Genomic DNA, 18224 nt, shown 5'->3' on the forward strand with positions numbered 1-18224 from the left:
CCACGCGAATCGCGACGCGCCGCCACAGGATAACACCGCGGTCGATAAGCCCTTACCGCAGCCTCAGTCTAGAAATACCCCTGCACGGTGAAAAGCCGTCTGTGCTCTTCCACTGCAAAGCGATCCGTCATCCCGGCAATATAATCGCACACCGCGCGCGCCGATTGTGCCGTTCCGGCGCCCGTCATACCGGCCTGGACATTGCTTGGCAGCACGCCGGGATCGCCCAGATACAGGTCAAACAGATCGCTTGTCACCCGGCGGGCCTGGCTCATCATCCGGTTGACCTTGTAGTGCTTGTACATGTGGGCGAAGAGATGGCGACGCAGCGCCGCCAGATGCATCAGCATCGGCTCGGAGAAGGCCACGACCGGATGGTCAAGCTCGCGCAGGGCCCGGGCGCTGGCCGGATTCGCCGCCGCAAGCCGTCGGCCGGTCTCCGCAAGCACATCCTCGACCATGATCCCGATCAACTCGCGCACGGCTTCATGCACGATGATCGCCTGCGGCTTGTCCGGCCAGCGCGACCGGACCCGGACGAAAATCTCGCCGACGAGCGGCAATTCCAGCAGCGGCTCCATCTCCAGCAGGCCGGAACGCAAACCGTCATCAATGTCATGATTATTGTAGGCGATATCGTCGGCCAGGGCCGCGACCTGCGCCTCGAGACCGGCATGGGTGGCAAGCTCCAGATCGCGCCAGCCCTCATAATCGGTAAAGGCCCAGGGCAGATCCGCCTCGCTTTGGCCCGGCCCCAGGAGCGGCCCGTTGTGCTTGACGACGCCTTCCAGGGTCTCCCAGGTCAGGTTCAGGCCGTCGAACTCGGGATAGCGGACTTCCAGCTTGGTGACCACGCGCAGAGTCTGGGCATTATGATCGAAGCCGCCGAAATCCTTCATCTTCTGCGCCAGGACACGCTCGCCCTCATGGCCGAAGGGCGGGTGGCCGAGATCGTGCGCCAGCGCCAGCGCCTCGGCCAGGTCCTCATCGCCGCGAAGCGCCCGCGCCAGTGTGCGGGCGATCTGCGAGACTTCCAGCGAATGCGTCAGCCGGGTGCGGTACTGATCGCCTTCATGGGCGACGAAGACCTGGGTCTTTTCTTTCAGCCGGCGGAAGGCGGCAGAGTGGATGATGCGGTCGCGATCGCGCTGGAAAGCATTGCGCATGGTGCTGTCCGGCTGGGCAAAGCGGCGGCCGCGCGATTGCGCGGGATGGCAGGCATAGGGCGCGCGGGTGCGGTCAGTCGCGGCGATGATCATGTCAGCGGGGCCTTTTATCCGCGCGGGGGGAGGTCCATATAGGACCACACCGGTACAAATCCAAAGGCCCCATCGGGGCAAAGACAGGCTCAACCATGACCGTCAATGTCACCCTCTCGGCCTCGGCCGCGAAACAGATCAACGCCATCATCGCCAGCCAGGCCTCGGCCGGCCTGTTGCGGATCGGTGTGGTCGGCGGCGGCTGTTCGGGCTTTTCCTACACGTTCGACCTTGATGAGACGGTCAATGGCGACGACCTCGTCATCGAACGTGATGGCGCCAAGGTGGTGATCGACGAGGCCTCCCTGCCCTTCCTCGACGGCTCGGAGATCGACTATGTCGACGAGCTGATCGGCGCGAGTTTCAAGATCCACAATCCCAACGCCACGGCGGCCTGCGGCTGCGGTACGAGTTTCTCGATCTAGCCATCGCCCACCACACCGCACTACGCTATCCCCCTTGCCAGCCAACGGGAGGAGAAAGCCATGGCCTATGTGCAGGGATATGTTGCAGCCGTGCCTGACGAGAATCGCGATGCCTTCATCGAGAGCAGCGAGACGATGTGTGCGATGATGAAGGAATTCGGCGCCTTGCAGGCGGTCGATTGCTGGGGCGTGGATGTACCCGAAGGCGAAGTGACCTCATTCCCCAAGGCCGTCCAGAAACGCGACGGGGAAACCGTCACCTTTTCCTGGGCCGTCTGGCCGGACAAGGCGACGGCAGATGCCGCAATGGAAAAAATGATGGCGGATCCGCGCATGAAGTCCGACGTCATGCCGTTCGACGGCAAACGATTGATCTTTGGCGGGTTTGAGTCGCTCGGGGAGCTCTGACCGACATGGCAGGCACATTTTCAGACATCGCCAGGCGCCGCATTTCGACCCGCGCCTTTCTCGACACACCGGTCAGCGAGGCGGAGATCCGCGAGATTCTCGATACCGCCCGCTGGGCCGCCTCCGGCGGCAATCTCCAGCCCTGGACGGTGCATGTCGTGACCGGCCAGGCTCGTCTGCGCGTGATCGACACGGTCCGCATGCGTCTCGAGGTCGATCCGTTTGGCGATGAGAATGATTTCGGCGCCTATCCCAAATCGCTCTGGGAACCCTTCCGCACCCGTCGCCATGCGCTGGGCGAGCAGATGTATGAGACGATGGGGATCGGTCGCGACAACAAGGCGGCGCGGCTCAATCACCTGTTGAAGAATTTCGAGTTCTTCGGGGCCCCGGTCGGGCTCTTCTTCAGCCTCGATGCGCGCATGAACCCCAATCAATGGGGGCATCTGGGCATGTTCATCATGTGCGTCATGCTGGCGGCCGAGGAAAAGGGTCTGGCAACCTGCGCCCAGGAAGCCTGGATGACGCGCTGGAAAACCGTCGGCGCCGCCATCGGCCTGTCACCGGAGGAACGCATCTGGTGCGGCATGGCACTGGGCCACGCCGACCCGGACGCCGCGGTCAACACGCTGCGCTCGGAACGGGATCCGGTCGACAGCTTCACGACATTTCTGGAGCACTAATACAGCCCGTCCGGGATCAGCTCATCGGCCTCCTGGCGTGAAATGCGCTGGAAATCGACCTGCATGATGGTCACGCCGCCCTCGGTCGTGACCACCGAATACCCGTCCGGCCCGGTGATCGCCATCACGGTCGAGAACACCCGTTCGGCACCGTCCTGGCCGCGGTGGGTCTCGTCCGGGAAGATCATGCGGTCGCCGTCCGGCGTCATGGTGCCGTCGGAGACGCCGCCGATGGAGTTGTAATAGCGATAGGTGATCACCGCCTCGTCCGCATCCCAGTGATAGAGCGTCTCACCGCGATAGACCTCGCTGCCCTGCGGCACGGCATGAACATCGCGCAGATATTGCCCGCCATAAACCGGCTCGTAGCAATGGACGTCAAAGGCCTCCGAGCCCTGGAAGACGCCGGTCCAGCAGGAACCGGCGAGGAAGGCGAGCGGCATCAGCTCGTCGCGCAGGACGGGCGCCTCATCCTCGGCCTGGCAGGCGGAGGCCAGCAGGACAACGCCCAGCCCGGCCAAGAAAACCTGTCTCTGCATCATCCGTGTCCTCCGCGCCTTTTCTCGTTTGCGAAACGGGTTAGGCTGACCGCTGCATCGCCCACCAGCCCCCGTGACCTGCCATGACCCTGACCGTTGCCTCCTGGAACGTCAATTCCATCAAGGCCCGCCTGCCCAATGTGCTCGACTGGCTCAGGGACGCCCAGCCGGATGTCGCCTGCCTGCAGGAGATCAAGACGGTTGACGAGGGCTTCCCGCGGCTGGAGATCGAGGATCTCGGCTATAATGTCGAGACGCATGGCCAGAAGTCCTACAATGGGGTCGCCATCCTCTCGAAACACCCGATCGAGGAGGTCCGCCGCGGCCTGCCCGGCGATGAGAGTGACGAACAGGCGCGCTATATCGAGGCGGTGATTTCGGCGACCAGCGGCCCGGTCCGCGTCGCCTCGATCTACCTGCCCAACGGCAATCCGGCACCCGGTCCGAAATACGACTACAAGCTGGCCTGGATGGAACGCCTGCGCCGGCACGCCAAGGGTCTGCTGGCCTTCGAGGAACCGCTTGTCCTGGCCGGTGACTATAACTGCATCCCGCGCGACAGCGATTGCTGGGACATCGCCGAATGGGAGCGCGACGCGCTCGCTTTGCCGCAGACCCGCGCCGCCTTTAGGGCGCTCAAATGGCTCGGCCTGACCGAGGCTTTCGAACAGCTCGACGGGCGCGGTCACCAATACACTTTCTACGACTACCAGGCCGGGCGCTGGAACAAGGGCCATGGCATCCGCATCGACCACCTCCTGTGTTCACCGCAGGCGGCCGACCGGCTCGAGGGCATCGAGATCCACACCAGGACGCGCGGCAAGGAGAAGGCCTCCGATCACATCCCGATCGTCGGCAGCTTCAGCCTTTGATGCACCGGGCCGGCCTGACACGCGGCAACTGGCCGAACACGAGAAAGACGCGCCGCCACATACCGGCGCCGGTCACTTATTCGCGTGGATCGCGATTTTCTCTCCAAAGACACGCGCACCTCGTATAGGGTTTTCTCGAGGGACCAGCCTGCACGGACCAGGACATGCGCATTTTTTTGATCTCCACCTTCACGCTGGCCATTTATGCCGGTCAGGCCGACGCCCAGCCGCCGGCCGAAGATGTACGCCCGGCTGCCACCCAGGAGGACCGAGCCAGCGCGCCGCCATCACAGACCCGCAATCACGCCCGGGCAGCCCAGCGCATGGCCCGGGCCCGGCACGCCTCGCTCGCGACAGGCGATAATGACGCGCCAGCCAGCACGGGCCTGCCCCTGAGCGAAACGGTCGTCAGCCAGGCACCCGCCGCCCCCGATCCGGACCGGTAGCATGCTCCGTCTGATCGCGTGTTGCCTCGTCCTGCTCATTCCCGGCATCCCGGCCGGGGCCGACAGCGATGCCCGCCCGGTCGATCATTTCACGCTGCAGGAGGCGGCGAATTTCTCCAAACAGGTCGAGCGTGAACTGGCCGACCAGGGCGCCTATATCGCCCTTGTCTTCCGCTCCGGTCGCCCGCGCGCGGATCTGCCCGACGGGGTCCGCTACACGCATGGCGCCTTCTGGGTCTATGGCCCGGTAACCGAGGCGGACGGTTCGCAGGGCTATGGCTATGCGGTCTACAATCTCTACCACGGGCAAGCCGATCCGACGCGCTCGCACCTGGTCCAGGACTGGCCGCTGGACTTCATGCGCGGCGATGCCGTCGGCGAGGTCGGGGTGATCATTCCCAGCGAGGAGATGCAGATCCGCCTGCTCGATGTGCTCGCCTCGGACCAGTATGACGCCCTGCACCAGCCGGACTATTCCCTGCTCTCCAACCCGGCCGACCTGCGCTATCAGAACTGCACCGAATTCCTGCTCGATGTGGTCGCGGCAGCGGCCTGGCTGACCGATGACCGGACCCGGATCAAGGTCAATCTGGACGCCTATTTCCTGCCGACCAGCCTTCGCTTGGGCTGGTGGCAGCGGATGACGGCAGGCTGGTTCGATCCGCGCATTCGCCTCGACGACCAGACGAACGGCCCGGTTCGCGTCGCAACCTTCGCCTCAATCAGCGATTTCATGCTGACGTTTGAGCTGGCGGACAATGCCCACGAAATCGAGCGGGTCCCCGCCGACTGAGCAATCGGATCATTCCGGTCAGGTCAGCGTGATCCCCGAACCGGTTTCGATGCGGCCGATCACGGCGGCATCGACATGGCCGTGCTCCCGGAACCGCGCCAGCACAGCATCAGAACGCTCCGGGGCGCAGCTGACCAGAAGACCGCCGGAGGTCTGCGGGTCACACCACAGGATCTGGTCCAGCCCGGACCAGTCGCCGGGCGTCTCGATACCGTCTCGCACCGCCGCCCAATTGCGACCTGACGCACCCGTCTTGACCCCGTCTGCCGCCAGCGCGCGGGCCTCCGCGAAGACCGGCACGGCGGCCCGGTCGATCACGGCGCGGACGCCGGCGCCCTCGCACATCTCGGTCAAATGGCCGAGCAGGCCAAAGCCGGTGACATCGGTCGCGGCATGCACACCGCCCAGCGCCGCGAGCCCCGCCCCCGGCGTGTTGAGCCGTGTCGTCGAGGCGACCATCTGCGCATAGCCGTCAGCCGAGAGGCGATCCTGTTTGAGGGCCGCCGAGAACACGCCGATCCCGATCGGCTTGCCGAGGATCAGCACATCGCCCGGCCGTGCACCGGCATTGGTCAGCAGGCGGTCGGGATGGACGGTGCCGAGGGCGACCAGGCCGTAGATCGGCTCGGCCGCATCGATGGAATGACCACCGGCAATCGGCGCCCCGGCGGTTTCGGCCACCGAACGCCCGCCGGCCAGGATGGCACGGATCATCGCCGCCGGCAGCTTGCCGACCGGCATGCCGACCAGGGCGAGGCAGAAGATCGGAGTCGCGCCCATGGCATAAACGTCGGACAGGGCATTGGTGGCGGCGATCTTCCCGAAGGTCTCCGGATCGTCAACGATGGGCGTGAAAAAATCCGTGGTGGCGACCAGCGCCATATCGTCATTGATGCGCCAGACGGCAGCGTCGTCGCGGGTGGCCGAATCGACGATCAGCTGCGGCGGCACGGGAAAGGCCGAGGCTCCGCCCAATATGTCGGAGAGCACGGCCGGGTCGAGCTTGCAGCCACACCCGCCACCATGGGCGAGCGAGGAGAGGCGGATCGGGGCTGTGTCATCCATCATCGCGAACCTTCCAGTTTTGGCTAGTCTGCCCCGATGACCGGGATCGACACGCCGATGCAACGCATTGCCACCACTGATGACCTATCCGCGCGCGGATTGGAACGCTTTGATGCCATCATCGATGTGCGGTCGCCATCCGAATTCGCCGAGGATCACCTGCCCGGTGCCATCAACCTGCCGGTGCTCGATGATGCGGAGCGGGCAAAGGTCGGCACGCACTACACCCAGGTCTCGATCTTCGAGGCCCGCCGGATGGGGGCGGCAATCACGGCACGGAATATTTCCGAACATATCGCCACGACCCTGGCGGACAAGGACAAGACGTTCAAACCGCTGGTCTATTGCTGGCGCGGCGGGATGCGGTCGCAATCCATGGCGACCATTCTCGCCGCGGTCGGCTGGAAAACCACGCTGGTCGCCGGCGGCTATCGCACCTGGCGGCGCCAGGTCAGTGCCGCCCTTGAAGACGAGCGCGCGCTGCCGGTTGTGCTGATCGATGGCCAGACCGGGACCGCCAAGACCCGCCTCCTTCACCAGCTTGCCCATCTCGGTGAACAGGTGATCGACCTGGAGGGCCTCGCCCATCATCGCGGCTCGATCTTCGGGGATTTTGTCGACCAGCCCCAGCCGGGCCAGAAAGCGTTCGAAACCGCGCTGTGGTGCGCCATCCGCGAGCTCGACCCCGCCCGCGCGGTCTATGTCGAGGCGGAAAGCCGCCAGGTCGGCCAGCGCCGCGTGCCGCAGCGGCTATGGGCCGCCATGCAGGCCGCGCCCCGGATCGAGATCCGGGCACCGGTGGCCGAGCGGGCCCGCTATCTGATAACCGCCTATCCCGACCTTGCCGGGGATCGGGACAAGCTGCTGGCCGCCATAGAGGTTTTGCGCCGCTTCCATCCGCGCAGCGATATCGAAGCCTGGCAGGCGATGGCCGAGGCGGGCAATCTCGAAGCCCTTGCCGCCGCCCTCGTGACCGCCCATTACGACCCGGCCTATGACCGCGCCCGTAAACGCGATGGCGATGTTGAAGGGTGTGTCGTGCTTGAAACGCCCAGCCTGTCAGACGATGCGCTGGACGTGCTGGCGACACGCGTGATCGCGGCGCGCCAGGGCTGACGCCCGTCCGCGGTTACTGCCCCTGACGGGCCTCGTGCTCGCCGAGCTGCGCCGGTGCGATCAGCAGGTCGATCAGGCCGGTGATGTGGTCGAGTTCCTCGACGACCCGGGAGAAACGGCCCGGCTCGGTCAGCGGTTTGGACATCGAGCCGACCTCGAAAAGATTGCCGGTCTCGGCCGCGATCAGGAGCTCGCCCTCACCGCTATCCGCATCGAAGGCGGCGCGGACCTTCTTGCCGTTCAGGCTGGTTTCCAGCGCCAGCAAACGCTCCATGAAGGACGGGGTGAGCATGTAGCGGGCGAGGACCTGGTCATTGCCATAGACCTCGAAGGCCTTCTCGAATGTCGGGTCAACCAGGCCGATGCGCTCCAGCTTGTGGGCCCCGAATCCCCGAGCGAAGGACTGGACGCCGTTGAACCAGCCCGCATCGCGCGTAATGACCGTGATCCCTTCGACCTTGCGCGGAAAATTGATGCGGATGATGACGCCGCGAAACACGGTGACATAGTAGGTGCGCTTGTTCGAGCGGCGACGCTGTTCCAGATGCGCCTCGTAGAGCTCGAACTCACAGCCATCGCGCGCGCCGGAGAAATGGTCCTCGAACTTGCGACGGTCAGACGACGGCAACAGGCCGAATTCACGCAAGCGGTCAAAGCGGGACGGCGAATAGGGCTTGGGCGAATAGGCCAGGCCCAGCGCCTCGGCGATCGTGGTATTGAGCTCGGCCTTGACCCGTTTCGACATGGCATGCAGCGCATGGCTGCCGATCACGTAGCCGAGCAAGGGCGCCAGAACGAGCGCCATCACGACCGGCATGCCCTCGGCATTGTTGGCCGCGAGAACAGTCGCCAGGCCCCCGCCGAGCGCAGCACCGCCACCCAGCCACATCCATCGCCGACCGACAAAACGCTTCCGGTCCGCCTCCAGACCGGCGAGCCAGGGTTCGAGTTTTTCGGTCCAAACGGCCTGGAAACGTTCGTCCACTACATCCCCTCGAGCCGGGCCAGGGCTTCGGTCATCTTGGCTTTCTGGCCGGCATAATCGGTCAGTTTCTCGCGCTGCTCGGCGACGACGCTTTCCGGGGCATTGGCGACAAATTTCTCATTGCCGAGCTTTTTCTCCAGCCGGCCGATCTCGCCGTCGAGCTTGGCGACCTCCTTGGAGAGACGCGCCTTCTCGGCGTCGAAATCGATGACACCTTCAAGCGGCAGGGCCAGCGTCGTCGTGCCCAGTACCGTCTGTGCCGAGGCCGGCGGGACGGCGACGGCGGTCGTCACGTCGGACAGGCGCGCCATGCGCCTGATCAGCGCTTCGTGACGGGCAAAGCGCTCGGTGGTGACGGGATCGGCCCCGACGGCCACCAGCGGCAGCTGGGCCCCGGCCGGGATGTTCATCTCGGCACGCAGGCGGCGGATATCGGTCACGAGATTGATCAGCCAGTCCATCTCGGCGGTGGCGTCGACATTTTGCAGGCCATCAAGCTGCGGCCAGTCGGCGACAATGAGATGGGTGTCGCGCGTCCCGGTCTGCTGCCACAGTTCCTCGGTGACGAAAGGCATGAAGGGGTGCAGCATTTTCAGCGCCTGGTCGAGCACGAAGGCGGTCGTCGCCCTGGTCTCGGCCTTCGCTGCCTCGTCCTCGCCATTGAAGAGCGGTTTGGCGAATTCCAGATGCCAGTCGCAGAACACATTCCACACGAAACGGTAGGCCGCCGCCGCGGCGTCATTGAAGCGGTAGGTATCGAGGCCGGCATTGATCGCCTCGATGGCCTGGGCGGCCTCCGAAAGGATCCACTTGTTGACGGTCTGGGTGACGGACTTGGGATCAAACCCGTCCGGCACGATGCATTCATTCATCTCGGCAAAACGCGCCGCATTCCACAGCTTGGTGCCGAAATTGCGATAGCCCTCGACGCGTTCCTTGGACATGCGGATATCGCGGCCCTGCCCGGCCTGGGCAGCCAGGGTGAAGCGCACGGCGTCGGCGCCGTATTCGTCGATCAGCTCCAGCGGGTCGATCACATTGCCCTTGGACTTGGACATTTTCTGCCCGTTCTCGTCACGGACGAGGGCGTGGATATAGACGTCCTTGAAGGGCACCTGTGGCTGGCCGTCGGCATCCTTCATGAAGTGAAGGCCCTGCATCATCATGCGGGCAACCCAGAAGAAGATGATGTCGAAGGCGGTGATCAGGACCGAGGTCGGATAGAATTTCTCGACCATCTCCGGCGTGTCATCCGGCCAGCCCAGCGTGGAAAACGGCCAGAGCGCGGAGGAGAACCAGGTGTCGAGGACGTCCTCGTCCTGGCTCAGCGGCACGTCCCTGTCGTGCTGGGCGCGTGCCTGCTCGGCGGCCTCTGCTTCGCTCTCGGCGACAAAGACATTGCCGTCCTCGTCATACCAGGCCGGAACCCGATGCCCCCACCAGAGCTGGCGCGAGATACACCAGGGCTGGATGTTGCGCATCCATTCGAAATAGGTCTTTTCCCAGGTCTTGGGGTGGAAGGTGGTGCGGCCATCCTCGACGGCGGCGATGGCCTCCTTGGCCAGCTCGCCGGCATTCACATACCACTGATCGGTCAGCCAGGGCTCGATGACCACGCCGGAACGGTCGCCATAAGGCTGCTGGATGACCTTGTCCTCGACGGCGCGGAGAAGACCCAGCTCGTCCATCTTCGCGACCAGCTTCTTGCGGGCCTCGAAGCGGTCCAGGCCGCGCCATTCGGCCGGAATGCGCTCGAGACCGCCGGTGCCGTCATCCTCGGTGAGGAGGCGCGCTTCGCGGTCGAGAATATTGACCTTCGGCAGGTCGTGACGCTTGCCGACCTCGAAATCGTTGAAGTCATGCGCCGGCGTGATCTTCACACAACCCGTGCCCTGCTCCGGATCGGCATGCTCGTCGGCGACGATCGGGATTTCGACATTGGCGATCGGCAGTTTGATCATCTTGCCGATGAGATGCTTGTAGCGCTCATCCTCCGGATGGACGGCGACGGCGCTGTCACCGAGCACGGTTTCCGGGCGCGTGGTGGCCACGACCAGCTCGCCGGAGCCGTCGGCCAGCGGATAGGCGAAATGCCAGAAATGGCCCTGGGTCTCGCGGTTCTCGACTTCAAGGTCGGAGATCGCGGTCTGGAAATGCGGGTCCCAGTTCACCAGGCGTTTATCGCGGTAGATGAGACCCTGCTGGTGCAGTTCCACGAAGACCTTGAGGACGGCCTTGGACAGGCCCTCATCCAGGGTGAAGCGCTCGCGCGACCAGTCGCAGGAGGCACCGAGACGGCGCAGCTGCTGCAGGATGGCGCCGCCGCTCTCCTCTTTCCATTCCCAGACGCGCTTGATGAAGGCGTCGCGGCCCATGTCGCGGCGCGAGATATTGCCTTCGTCGGCGAGCTGGCGCTCGACCACCATCTGGGTGGCGATACCGGCATGGTCGGTGCCCGGCTGCCAGAGGACAGAACAGCCCAGCATGCGCTTGTAGCGGACAAGCACGTCCTGCAGCGTATTGTTCAGCGCGTGGCCGATATGCAGGCGACCGGTGACGTTGGGCGGCGGAATGACGATCGAGAAGGCCTCGGCATTGTCGTCATCCTTTGGCTGGAAAGCCCCGCTGTCTTCCCAGGCCTGGTAGATCCGGGTTTCGGCGTCATTCGGGTTGAAGGTCTTGTCCATCATGGTCCGCACAGCGAGTTGGGCGCGAAAGCGCGCGTTCGGCACCTTTATGGACATCTCACGGCAATTGTCAGCCCGCAAACTGCGGATCGACGCTGTGGGCCTGGGCGAATCCGGACGCCGCTACTCGCTGCGCTGGCCGAGCTCTTCCTTCACCTTCTCCGCCAGCTGGGTCAGCGTGAAGGGCTTGGGCAGGAAGGAGACGTCCTGTTCCTTGGACAGCGTCTCGGAGAATTGCTCGGCGGCATAGCCGGAGATGAAGACGATGCGGGTGTCCTTGAGCAGGTCGCGGGCCTTCTTCAACAGGCCCGGCCCGTCCAGCCCCGGCATGACGACATCGGAGATCATCAGGTCGAAACCCTCTTCCTCGTCTTCCAGGATCTCGAAGGCTTCCTCGCCATCACAGGCCTCGACCACCTCATAGCCGCGCTTGACCAGGGTCTTGGCGGCGATCTGGCGGACCGCGTCCTCGTCCTCGACCAAGAGGATGCGGCCGCGACCGGAGAGATCTGCCGGTGCCTTCTCGACGGTCCTGGCGACCTCGGCCTGTTCCAGCTCGCTGGCTTCTTCCTCGGTCGGCTCATGACCGGGCAGATAGATGGTGAAGGTCGTGCCGACACCCACTTCACTGTCGGCAAACAGGAAGCCGCCCGACTGTTTGACGATGCCGTAGACGGTGGCGAGGCCCAGACCGGTGCCCTTGCCGGCCTCCTTGGTGGTGAAGAAGGGTTCGAAAATCTTCTCCATCGTCGCCTTGTCCATGCCGTGGCCCTCATCGGTCACGGCGATGGCCAGCCAGTCGCCCTCACGCGGATTGGGCGCACCGGCATTGCGCACCGTGTCGGCATCGACCCGGCTCGTCTTCACGATCAGGGAGCCGCCACCATTATCGCGCATGGCGTCGCGGGCATTGGCCGCGAGATTGATGATGGCGGTCTCCAGCTGGCCCTTGTCGGCCTTGATCAGCGGCAGGTCGCGGCCATGCTTGATGTCCAGCCGCACCGTTTCCTCGACAATCTGGCGCAACAGGACCGAGACGTCGGACAGGAGGTCGCCGATATCCATCGTCTCCATGCGGAAGGTCTGCTTGCGCGAGAAGGCCAACAGTTTGCGCACCAGGCCGGCGGCCCGGGCGACGGTCTGGTTGATCGCCTGCAGCTCGGAATAATCAGGATCGCCGACCGGGTGACGGTTCAGGAGCTCGTCGCAATTGAGTCGGACGGCGGTGAGCAGATTGTTGAAATCATGCGCCACACCGCCGGCGAGCTGGCCGACAGCCTGCATCTTGTTGGCCTGGCTGAACTGCCGTTCCAGCTCTTTCCAGGCGGTCACATCGATGACATAGGCGACCCGCTTGCCACCGCGGGCCGGGGCAAAGGCGAGGTGGACATAGATCGAGCGTTCCTCGCGATCGATGCGCGCCTCGGCCGGATCGCTGCTGCCAGCCATCGCGGCGGCGAAGGCATCGGTCGGCGAGCGCCCGTCCTCCCAGTTGAACAGGTCGCAGAATTTGATGCCGGGCAACGCCTTGCCGCCGGAGAGCTGGACCAGGGCGGGATTCACATCCTCGATAATGGCGGTTTCCGGATCGGCCCCGTCGAGCCGCACGACACCGAAGGGCGCATTGCCGAACATGTCGTCCAGCGTGCGACCGGTCGGACGCGGGGCGGCACCATCATCGCTGGCCATGGCCTGGGCCACGCCGGGCGGTGCGCCGGTGATCGACAGGCCATACATCACCACACGACCGGCGCCGGGATCGCCCGGTGCCCACTCGACCGCCAGCGCGACCGGGCTTTCAATCCCGTCGCGGGCCTTCAGGCGCGCATCGATCCGGGCAATGCCCTCGCCGCCGCGCGTCTGAAGCACGCGTTTGGCACCGTCACCGGTCAACATGTCCCTGAGCGGCGGGAAGACCGCGCCGTCGGACAGGCCGAGCCAGTCGCGCAACGTCGCATTGCCCATCGGCACGTCGCCATTGGGGCGCAATGAAAACAGCGCCACCGGAGAATGCTGTGACCAGTCCGCCAGCGCCGCCGAAGACCCGCTCTCGCGATCGCCCGCCGGCATCAAACGCCACAGGATAAGGCCACCGTCCTGCGGGGCGGCCTCGAGGTGGAAGCGCTGGACGCCATGTTCGCCGAGATCAAGCGGCGGCAGCAGTTCGCAAGCCCCCTCGCCGCGCGCCGCCGCGCGGGCCAGGCGATAGACCGTTCCGTCGCCACCACCGGAGCCGGCCCACAGCCGGTCGACGGTCGGCAGGCCGAAGCTCTGGCCAAAACCGCCGGCCTTGCGGGCCAGTTCGCGATAGGCTGCATTGGCCCAGCGGGCCGCGCCACGCTGGTCGGAAATCAGGACCGGATCGGGAAACCCGTCCATCGCTGCGAATCCGATATCAGTGGTACTGGGCGCCTGGTTGCGCGCCACCTGGCGCCGCATGGTCTGGCCGGCTGCCTCACCCGCCGCAATGGCGAACAGGATCAGGACCGCAATCACTGCGAGCCCGAACAGGTAGACCAGCCCATGCCCGCCATCCTGGCCGGCGCCGACCAGCGCCACGGCTGCAGCCGCGACCGCGATCACCCCGCAAACCCAGAAAGCCACCCGCCCGGCCGGTTTCGACCAGAAAGGCTTTCGCTCGACAGGGGCATCGACTTGCGGGCTGGACTGGGACGTTTCGGCCATGCGGCTCTCCGGCGCGAATCAGGACGGCAAAGGGGAAGTCTACTCGCTCGGGCGATAACGTGCGCGCTGTCCTTGTGCGAGCGACAGGACATAGCCGACCACCTTGGCCACCGCCTGGAAATGTTCGGTGGGAATCTCCTCGTCGAGATCGGCGGTTGCGTGCAGGGCCCGCGCGAGCGGCGGGTCCTCGACAATCGGCACGCTGTTCTCCTCGGCGACCTCGCGGATACGCAGCGCCACCTCGTCTACACCCTTGGCCACACAGATCGGGGCCGGCGTTTCGCCCTGAACATAATAGAGCGCAATCGCGTAGTGGGTCGGATTGGTGACCACAACCGTGGCATCGGGGACCTTGGTCATCATGCGGCGCTGGGCGCGTTCATGGCGCAGCTGGCGCAGCTTGGCGCGCACCAGCGGGTCGCCCTCGGACTGCTTCATCTCGTCCTTGATCTCGCGCCGCGACATCCGGTTGCGCTTCATGAAGCTCTGACGCTGGAAGACATAATCGAGGCCGGCGATGACGGCATAGACCGTCAGGGCCGCCAGCAACAGCTCGATCGCGCCCTGCCGGACCAGCGACAGGAGCGCAGTGATATCCAGTGCCGGCATGCCGGCAAGGGTTTCCCGCTTGGGATAGATGACCAGGAAGGCGGCCATCGCGACCAGGGCCATCTTGCCGACACCCTTGAGAAAATTGGCGACACCCTGCGGGCCGAAATTGCGCTTGAACCCCTCGATCGGATTGAGCTTGTCGAGCTTGGGCTGGATCTTCTCGGTCGTGAATAACAGGCCCTGCTGGACATAATGACCGGCAAACCCGGCCAGCGCGAGCACGCCAATCGGCAGGCCGACAACGGTCACCACCTGCCAGGACACCGAACGCATCAGCGTCATCATGGCGCCCGGCTCGAGCGCGAAACGGTGTGGCTGTTCGAAGAAGACTTCCATGTTGCCGGCAAGCGCCCGCGACATCAGCGGGAAGATGAAACTCAAAAGGGCCAGGCCGGCCGCCAGTATGAACCAGCCGGGTATCTCCTGCGACTTGGCGACATCGCCCTTCTTGCGCGCGTCATCCAGCCGCCGCTGGGTCGGTTCCTCGGTTTTCTGGCTGTCGTCTTCACCTTCGGCCATGCCGGTTCAGCCTTTCAGTTCATGTCTACGGCGAAGCGCTGCATGCGCTCCAGCCAGACCGCACTCATCGCGCCGAGCGCGATGGTGAGGATGAACAGACCGACCATGATATTCGAAGGCATGGCGATAAAGAAGATCTGGGCCTGCGGCATCAGGCGCGAGAGAATGCCCAGCGCGAGATAGAAGAGCAGGCCGTAGAGGATCAGGGGCGAAGCCAGCTGCACGCCGAGGCGGAAGGAGTCACTGAAGGCCGACAGGGCCCAGTCGGCCGCGTCAGCCATCGAGGGCATGCTGCCGGCCTCAAACACCGAATAGGAATTCACCGCCATATGCAGCAGCATGTGGTGCGTATTGGTCGCCAGCAGGACGAGCAGGAAGGTCAGGTTCAGGAAGGTCGCGATCAGCGCGCCCTGCGATCCCTGCGACGGGTCGAAGGACTGCGCCATGGCGAGGCCCGACTGCATGCCGATCACCTGCCCGGCCACAGCCGCCGTGGACACCAGCATTCGGGCCACGGCGCCGATCATCAGACCGATGATCACCTCGCTCATCACAATCCCGGCCATCGAGAGCGGCTGGGCCGGCATGGCAGGCAGACCGGGCGCAATGATCGGCCCCATGATCAGGCAGAGCAGCAGCGCGAAAGCCAGCCGGATACGGACCGGGATGGACGGCTCGCCAAAGCCGGGCAGCAGCATCAGGATTGCCCCGAGGCGGGCGAAAACCAGGCCCGCAGCGTAAACCAGAGCGGGAAGCTCGGGGATCATGGATTGGCGATCCGGTCGAAGATCATGGCCATGAAGCCGGCCATCAAACCGCCCATGAGCGGCAGGAAAAGCAGCAGGGCAATGAAGATGGCGATGATCTTCGGGACGAAGACCAGGGTCATTTCCTGGACCTGGGTGAGGGCCTGAAAGAGGGCAATCGTGACCCCCACGGCCAGCCCGACCAGCATGACCGGGGCCGACATGGCCAGCATGAGCCAGATGGCTTCTCTTGCGAAATCGAGAACTTCAGGTCCGGTCACGGGTCTCGCCTCAGCACAAGCGGGGAGAATCGGTCTTAAGATTAATTATATTTACGCATGCCTCTGCAGCGTTAAGAAATAGTCAATTCTTGTAAACGGGGACACCCAGTCATGCGCCTTCATCTCCTGCTCGCAAGCGCGAGCGCCCTGGTTCTGGCGGCGGCCTGCACGCCCGCCGACGAGACCATCGACACGGCGGCTGCGCGTCCGGCGGTCGAGACACCGGCCTCCGCAAGCGGAGCAGCGGCGAGCGAGCAGACCGAGACCGAACGCCTCTATGCCTGGTTCCAGCAGGAGTTCGAGGCGGAGATCGAGTTCCAGCCGGTCGCCAAGACCTATCTGGGCATGCTGGACGACCTGGAGGCCTATGGCCAGTGGAACGACCCCGGCGAAGAGGCGTTCCGCGCCGGCCTGCAGCGCGCCGCCGACCGGCAGCGCTACATGCATGAGAATTTCGACTTTGACGCGCTCACCCCGGAAGCGCAGGTCACCTGGCGCTTCGCCGATTTCATCACCGAGAACAATGCCCAGCAATCGGAATTCTGGGATCACGGCTTTGTCTTCTCGTCCTTCTTCGGCCAGCATACCGGCCTGCCTTCAACGCTGATCGGCTATCACAGGATCGACAATCTCGACCATGCTGAAGCCTATCTCAGCCGCCTGGAATCCCTCGGCGAAGTGCTCGACGTCTACACGCAGCAGGCGGATGATCGGGCGCGCCAGGGCGTGATCGCACCGGCTTTCGCCTATCCGATCATCATCGGCGCGTCCGAGCGTTTCATCACCGGTGCCCCGTTCGGCGACAGCAACACCGACTCGCCGCTCTGGGGCGATATCCAGACCAAGCTGGCCGGCATCGAGATCGACGACGAGACCCGCCAGGCCCTGCTCGACCGCGCCGAGGCCGCCCTGCTCACCGGCGTCGGCCCGGCCTATGGCCGTCTGATCGCCACCATGCAGTCCCATGCCGAGCTGGCCGGCGAGGCCAATAACGGCGCCTGGGCCCTGCCCGATGGCGAAGCCTATTACCGCAGCCAGCTGATGAACTACACGACCCGCAGCGACATGACGGCGGACCAGATCCACCAGACCGGGCTGGACGAGGTCGCGCGCATCCATGGCGAGATGCGCCAGATCATGGCGCAGGTCGGCTTCGAGGGCACGCTGCAGGACTTCTTTGAGCACCTGCGCACGAGCGATGAATTCTACTATGAGGATTCCGAGGAAGGCCGGCAGCGCTATCTGACCGAGTCGGCCGCCATGATCGACCAGATCACCGAAGTCGCCCCGCAATATTTCGGGCAGCTTCCGCGGGCCGAACTCGAGGTTCGCGCCGTTGAGCAATACCGCATCACCACGGCGACCGGCGCCTTCTACGAGTCCGGTTCACTGGATGGCACACGACCGGGCGCCTATTACGTCAATCTCGCCAATATGCGCGACAACCCGACCTATCTGATGGAATCCCTCGCCTATCACGAGGGTGCGCCGGGCCACCATTTCCAGTCCTCGCTGGCCCAGGAGCTCGAGAACGCACCGATGTTCCAGCGCCTGCAATGGTATTCCGCCTATGGCGAAGGCTGGGCGCTGTATGCCGAGAATCTCGGCAAGGACATGGGCTTCTTCACCGATCCCTACCAGGATTTCGGACGCCTCTCCTATGAGGTCTTCCGCGCCGCCCGCCTGGTCGTCGATACCGGCATCCACCACCTGCAATGGACCGAGCAGGAAGCCGCCGACTACATGCTCGCCACCACGCCGATGCCGGAAGGCGATATCGCCAACGAGGTCCGTCGCTACATGGTCTGGCCGGGTCAGGCGGTGTCCTACAAGGTCGGCATGCTGACCATTCTCGACCTGCGCCAGCGCGCCATGGACCAGCTCGGCGATGCGTTCAGCTATGGCGAGTTCCACGACATCGTGCTGACCAATGGTTCGATCCCGCTGACCCTGCTGGAAGAGCTGGTCGACGCCTGGATTGCGCGCAAGCTCACGCAATAGTGCTCAGCTTTCGCCCTTGAAGTTTGACAGGCCGGCCCGCGAAGCGGCTATTCTGGGACCGGCTCGTATGAACAGCCGCCGCACCCTTGTCAGTGCGGCGGC

At 64.6% G+C, this 18224-nt stretch carries 17 protein-coding genes; 8 read left to right on the plus strand and 9 right to left on the minus strand.

The features are described from left to right. Positions 1-68 precede the first annotated feature (68 nt). On the minus strand, positions 69-1259 hold the full coding sequence (locus QZZ02_RS05620) for a deoxyguanosinetriphosphate triphosphohydrolase (protein ID WP_291842924.1): 1191 nt from the start codon (positions 1257-1259) through the stop codon (positions 69-71). 95 nt (positions 1260-1354) lie between these two features. On the opposite strand from QZZ02_RS05620, the gene erpA reads away from it, so the two are divergent. From erpA to QZZ02_RS05635, 3 genes are read left to right on the plus strand one after another with little or no spacing between them, the layout of a single operon-like run. Next, positions 1355-1684: an iron-sulfur cluster insertion protein ErpA gene (gene erpA, locus QZZ02_RS05625; protein WP_291842925.1), complete on the plus strand. Its 330-nt coding sequence runs from the start codon at positions 1355-1357 to the stop codon at positions 1682-1684. Between the two features lie 60 nt (positions 1685-1744). Beyond that, on the plus strand, positions 1745-2092 hold the full coding sequence (locus tag QZZ02_RS05630; RefSeq protein WP_291842926.1) for a DUF1428 domain-containing protein: 348 nt from the start codon (positions 1745-1747) through the stop codon (positions 2090-2092). Between the two features lie 5 nt (positions 2093-2097). Next, positions 2098-2775 carry a nitroreductase gene (locus QZZ02_RS05635; protein WP_291842927.1) on the plus strand — a complete coding sequence of 226 codons (678 nt, stop codon included), beginning with the start codon at positions 2098-2100 and terminating at the stop codon, positions 2773-2775. On the opposite strand, the gene QZZ02_RS05640 is transcribed toward QZZ02_RS05635, so the two are convergent. Then, on the minus strand, positions 2772-3317 hold the full coding sequence (locus QZZ02_RS05640) for a hypothetical protein (protein WP_291842928.1): 546 nt from the start codon (positions 3315-3317) through the stop codon (positions 2772-2774). The genes QZZ02_RS05635 and QZZ02_RS05640 overlap by 4 nt on opposite strands. An 80-nt stretch (positions 3318-3397) precedes the next feature. Between QZZ02_RS05640 and QZZ02_RS05645 the strand changes: the two genes are divergently transcribed. The 3 genes from QZZ02_RS05645 to QZZ02_RS05655 all read left to right on the plus strand — a co-directional run bounded on the left by QZZ02_RS05645 (position 3398) and on the right by QZZ02_RS05655 (position 5425). Next, on the plus strand, positions 3398-4186 hold the full coding sequence (locus QZZ02_RS05645; RefSeq protein WP_291842930.1) for an exodeoxyribonuclease III: 789 nt from the start codon (positions 3398-3400) through the stop codon (positions 4184-4186). Positions 4187-4350: 164 nt separating this feature from the next. Next, positions 4351-4632 carry a hypothetical protein gene (locus QZZ02_RS05650; protein WP_291842931.1) on the plus strand — a complete coding sequence of 94 codons (282 nt, stop codon included), beginning with the start codon at positions 4351-4353 and terminating at the stop codon, positions 4630-4632. Between the two features lies 1 nt (position 4633). After that, the gene (locus tag QZZ02_RS05655; RefSeq protein ID WP_291842932.1) at positions 4634-5425 is read left to right on the plus strand and encodes a DUF2145 domain-containing protein; all 792 of its coding nucleotides are present in this window, start codon (positions 4634-4636) and stop codon (positions 5423-5425) included. 18 nt (positions 5426-5443) lie between these two features. Here the strand turns inward: QZZ02_RS05655 and selD are convergent, their stop codons facing one another. Then, positions 5444-6493, minus strand: coding sequence for a selenide, water dikinase SelD (selD, locus tag QZZ02_RS05660; RefSeq protein WP_291842933.1), 1050 nt, complete (start codon positions 6491-6493; stop codon positions 5444-5446). 54 nt (positions 6494-6547) lie between these two features. On the opposite strand from selD, the gene mnmH reads away from it, so the two are divergent. After that, positions 6548-7606, plus strand: coding sequence for a tRNA 2-selenouridine(34) synthase MnmH (gene mnmH, locus QZZ02_RS05665; RefSeq protein WP_366511505.1), 1059 nt, complete (start codon positions 6548-6550; stop codon positions 7604-7606). Positions 7607-7619: 13 nt separating this feature from the next. Here mnmH and QZZ02_RS05670 read toward each other — a convergent pair whose 3' ends face one another. The 6 genes from QZZ02_RS05670 to fliQ form a co-directional block, all read right to left on the minus strand. Beyond that, positions 7620-8591 carry a DUF3137 domain-containing protein gene (locus tag QZZ02_RS05670; protein WP_291842937.1) on the minus strand — a complete coding sequence of 324 codons (972 nt, stop codon included), beginning with the start codon at positions 8589-8591 and terminating at the stop codon, positions 7620-7622. After that, positions 8591-11281, minus strand: a complete 2691-nt coding sequence (locus tag QZZ02_RS05675) for a valine--tRNA ligase (protein WP_291842938.1) — start codon at positions 11279-11281, stop codon at positions 8591-8593. Before QZZ02_RS05675 ends, QZZ02_RS05670 begins: the two co-directional genes overlap by 1 nt. A gap of 120 nt (positions 11282-11401) precedes the next feature. Beyond that, entirely contained in the window at positions 11402-13963 is a 2562-nt protein-coding gene (locus QZZ02_RS05680; protein ID WP_291842939.1) for a response regulator, read from the minus strand. Between the two features lie 39 nt (positions 13964-14002). Next, positions 14003-15094 (minus strand): flagellar biosynthesis protein FlhB, encoded by a 1092-nt coding sequence (gene flhB, locus QZZ02_RS05685; RefSeq protein WP_291842940.1) that lies wholly within the window; start codon positions 15092-15094, stop codon positions 14003-14005. A gap of 14 nt (positions 15095-15108) precedes the next feature. Next, positions 15109-15861 (minus strand): flagellar biosynthetic protein FliR, encoded by a 753-nt coding sequence (gene fliR / locus QZZ02_RS05690; protein ID WP_291842941.1) that lies wholly within the window; start codon positions 15859-15861, stop codon positions 15109-15111. Then, positions 15858-16121: a flagellar biosynthesis protein FliQ gene (fliQ, locus tag QZZ02_RS05695; RefSeq protein WP_291842942.1), complete on the minus strand. Its 264-nt coding sequence runs from the start codon at positions 16119-16121 to the stop codon at positions 15858-15860. The genes fliR and fliQ overlap by 4 nt, the downstream gene beginning before the upstream one ends. A 111-nt stretch (positions 16122-16232) precedes the next feature. Here fliQ and QZZ02_RS05700 point away from each other — a divergent pair, with 111 nt between their 5' ends. Beyond that, positions 16233-18122: a DUF885 family protein gene (locus QZZ02_RS05700; RefSeq protein WP_291842943.1), complete on the plus strand. Its 1890-nt coding sequence runs from the start codon at positions 16233-16235 to the stop codon at positions 18120-18122. The last annotated feature ends 102 nt before the right edge of the window (positions 18123-18224 follow it).

The organism is Maricaulis sp. (assembly GCF_015665295.1).
Taxonomy (GTDB): Bacteria; Pseudomonadota; Alphaproteobacteria; order Caulobacterales; family Maricaulaceae; genus Maricaulis.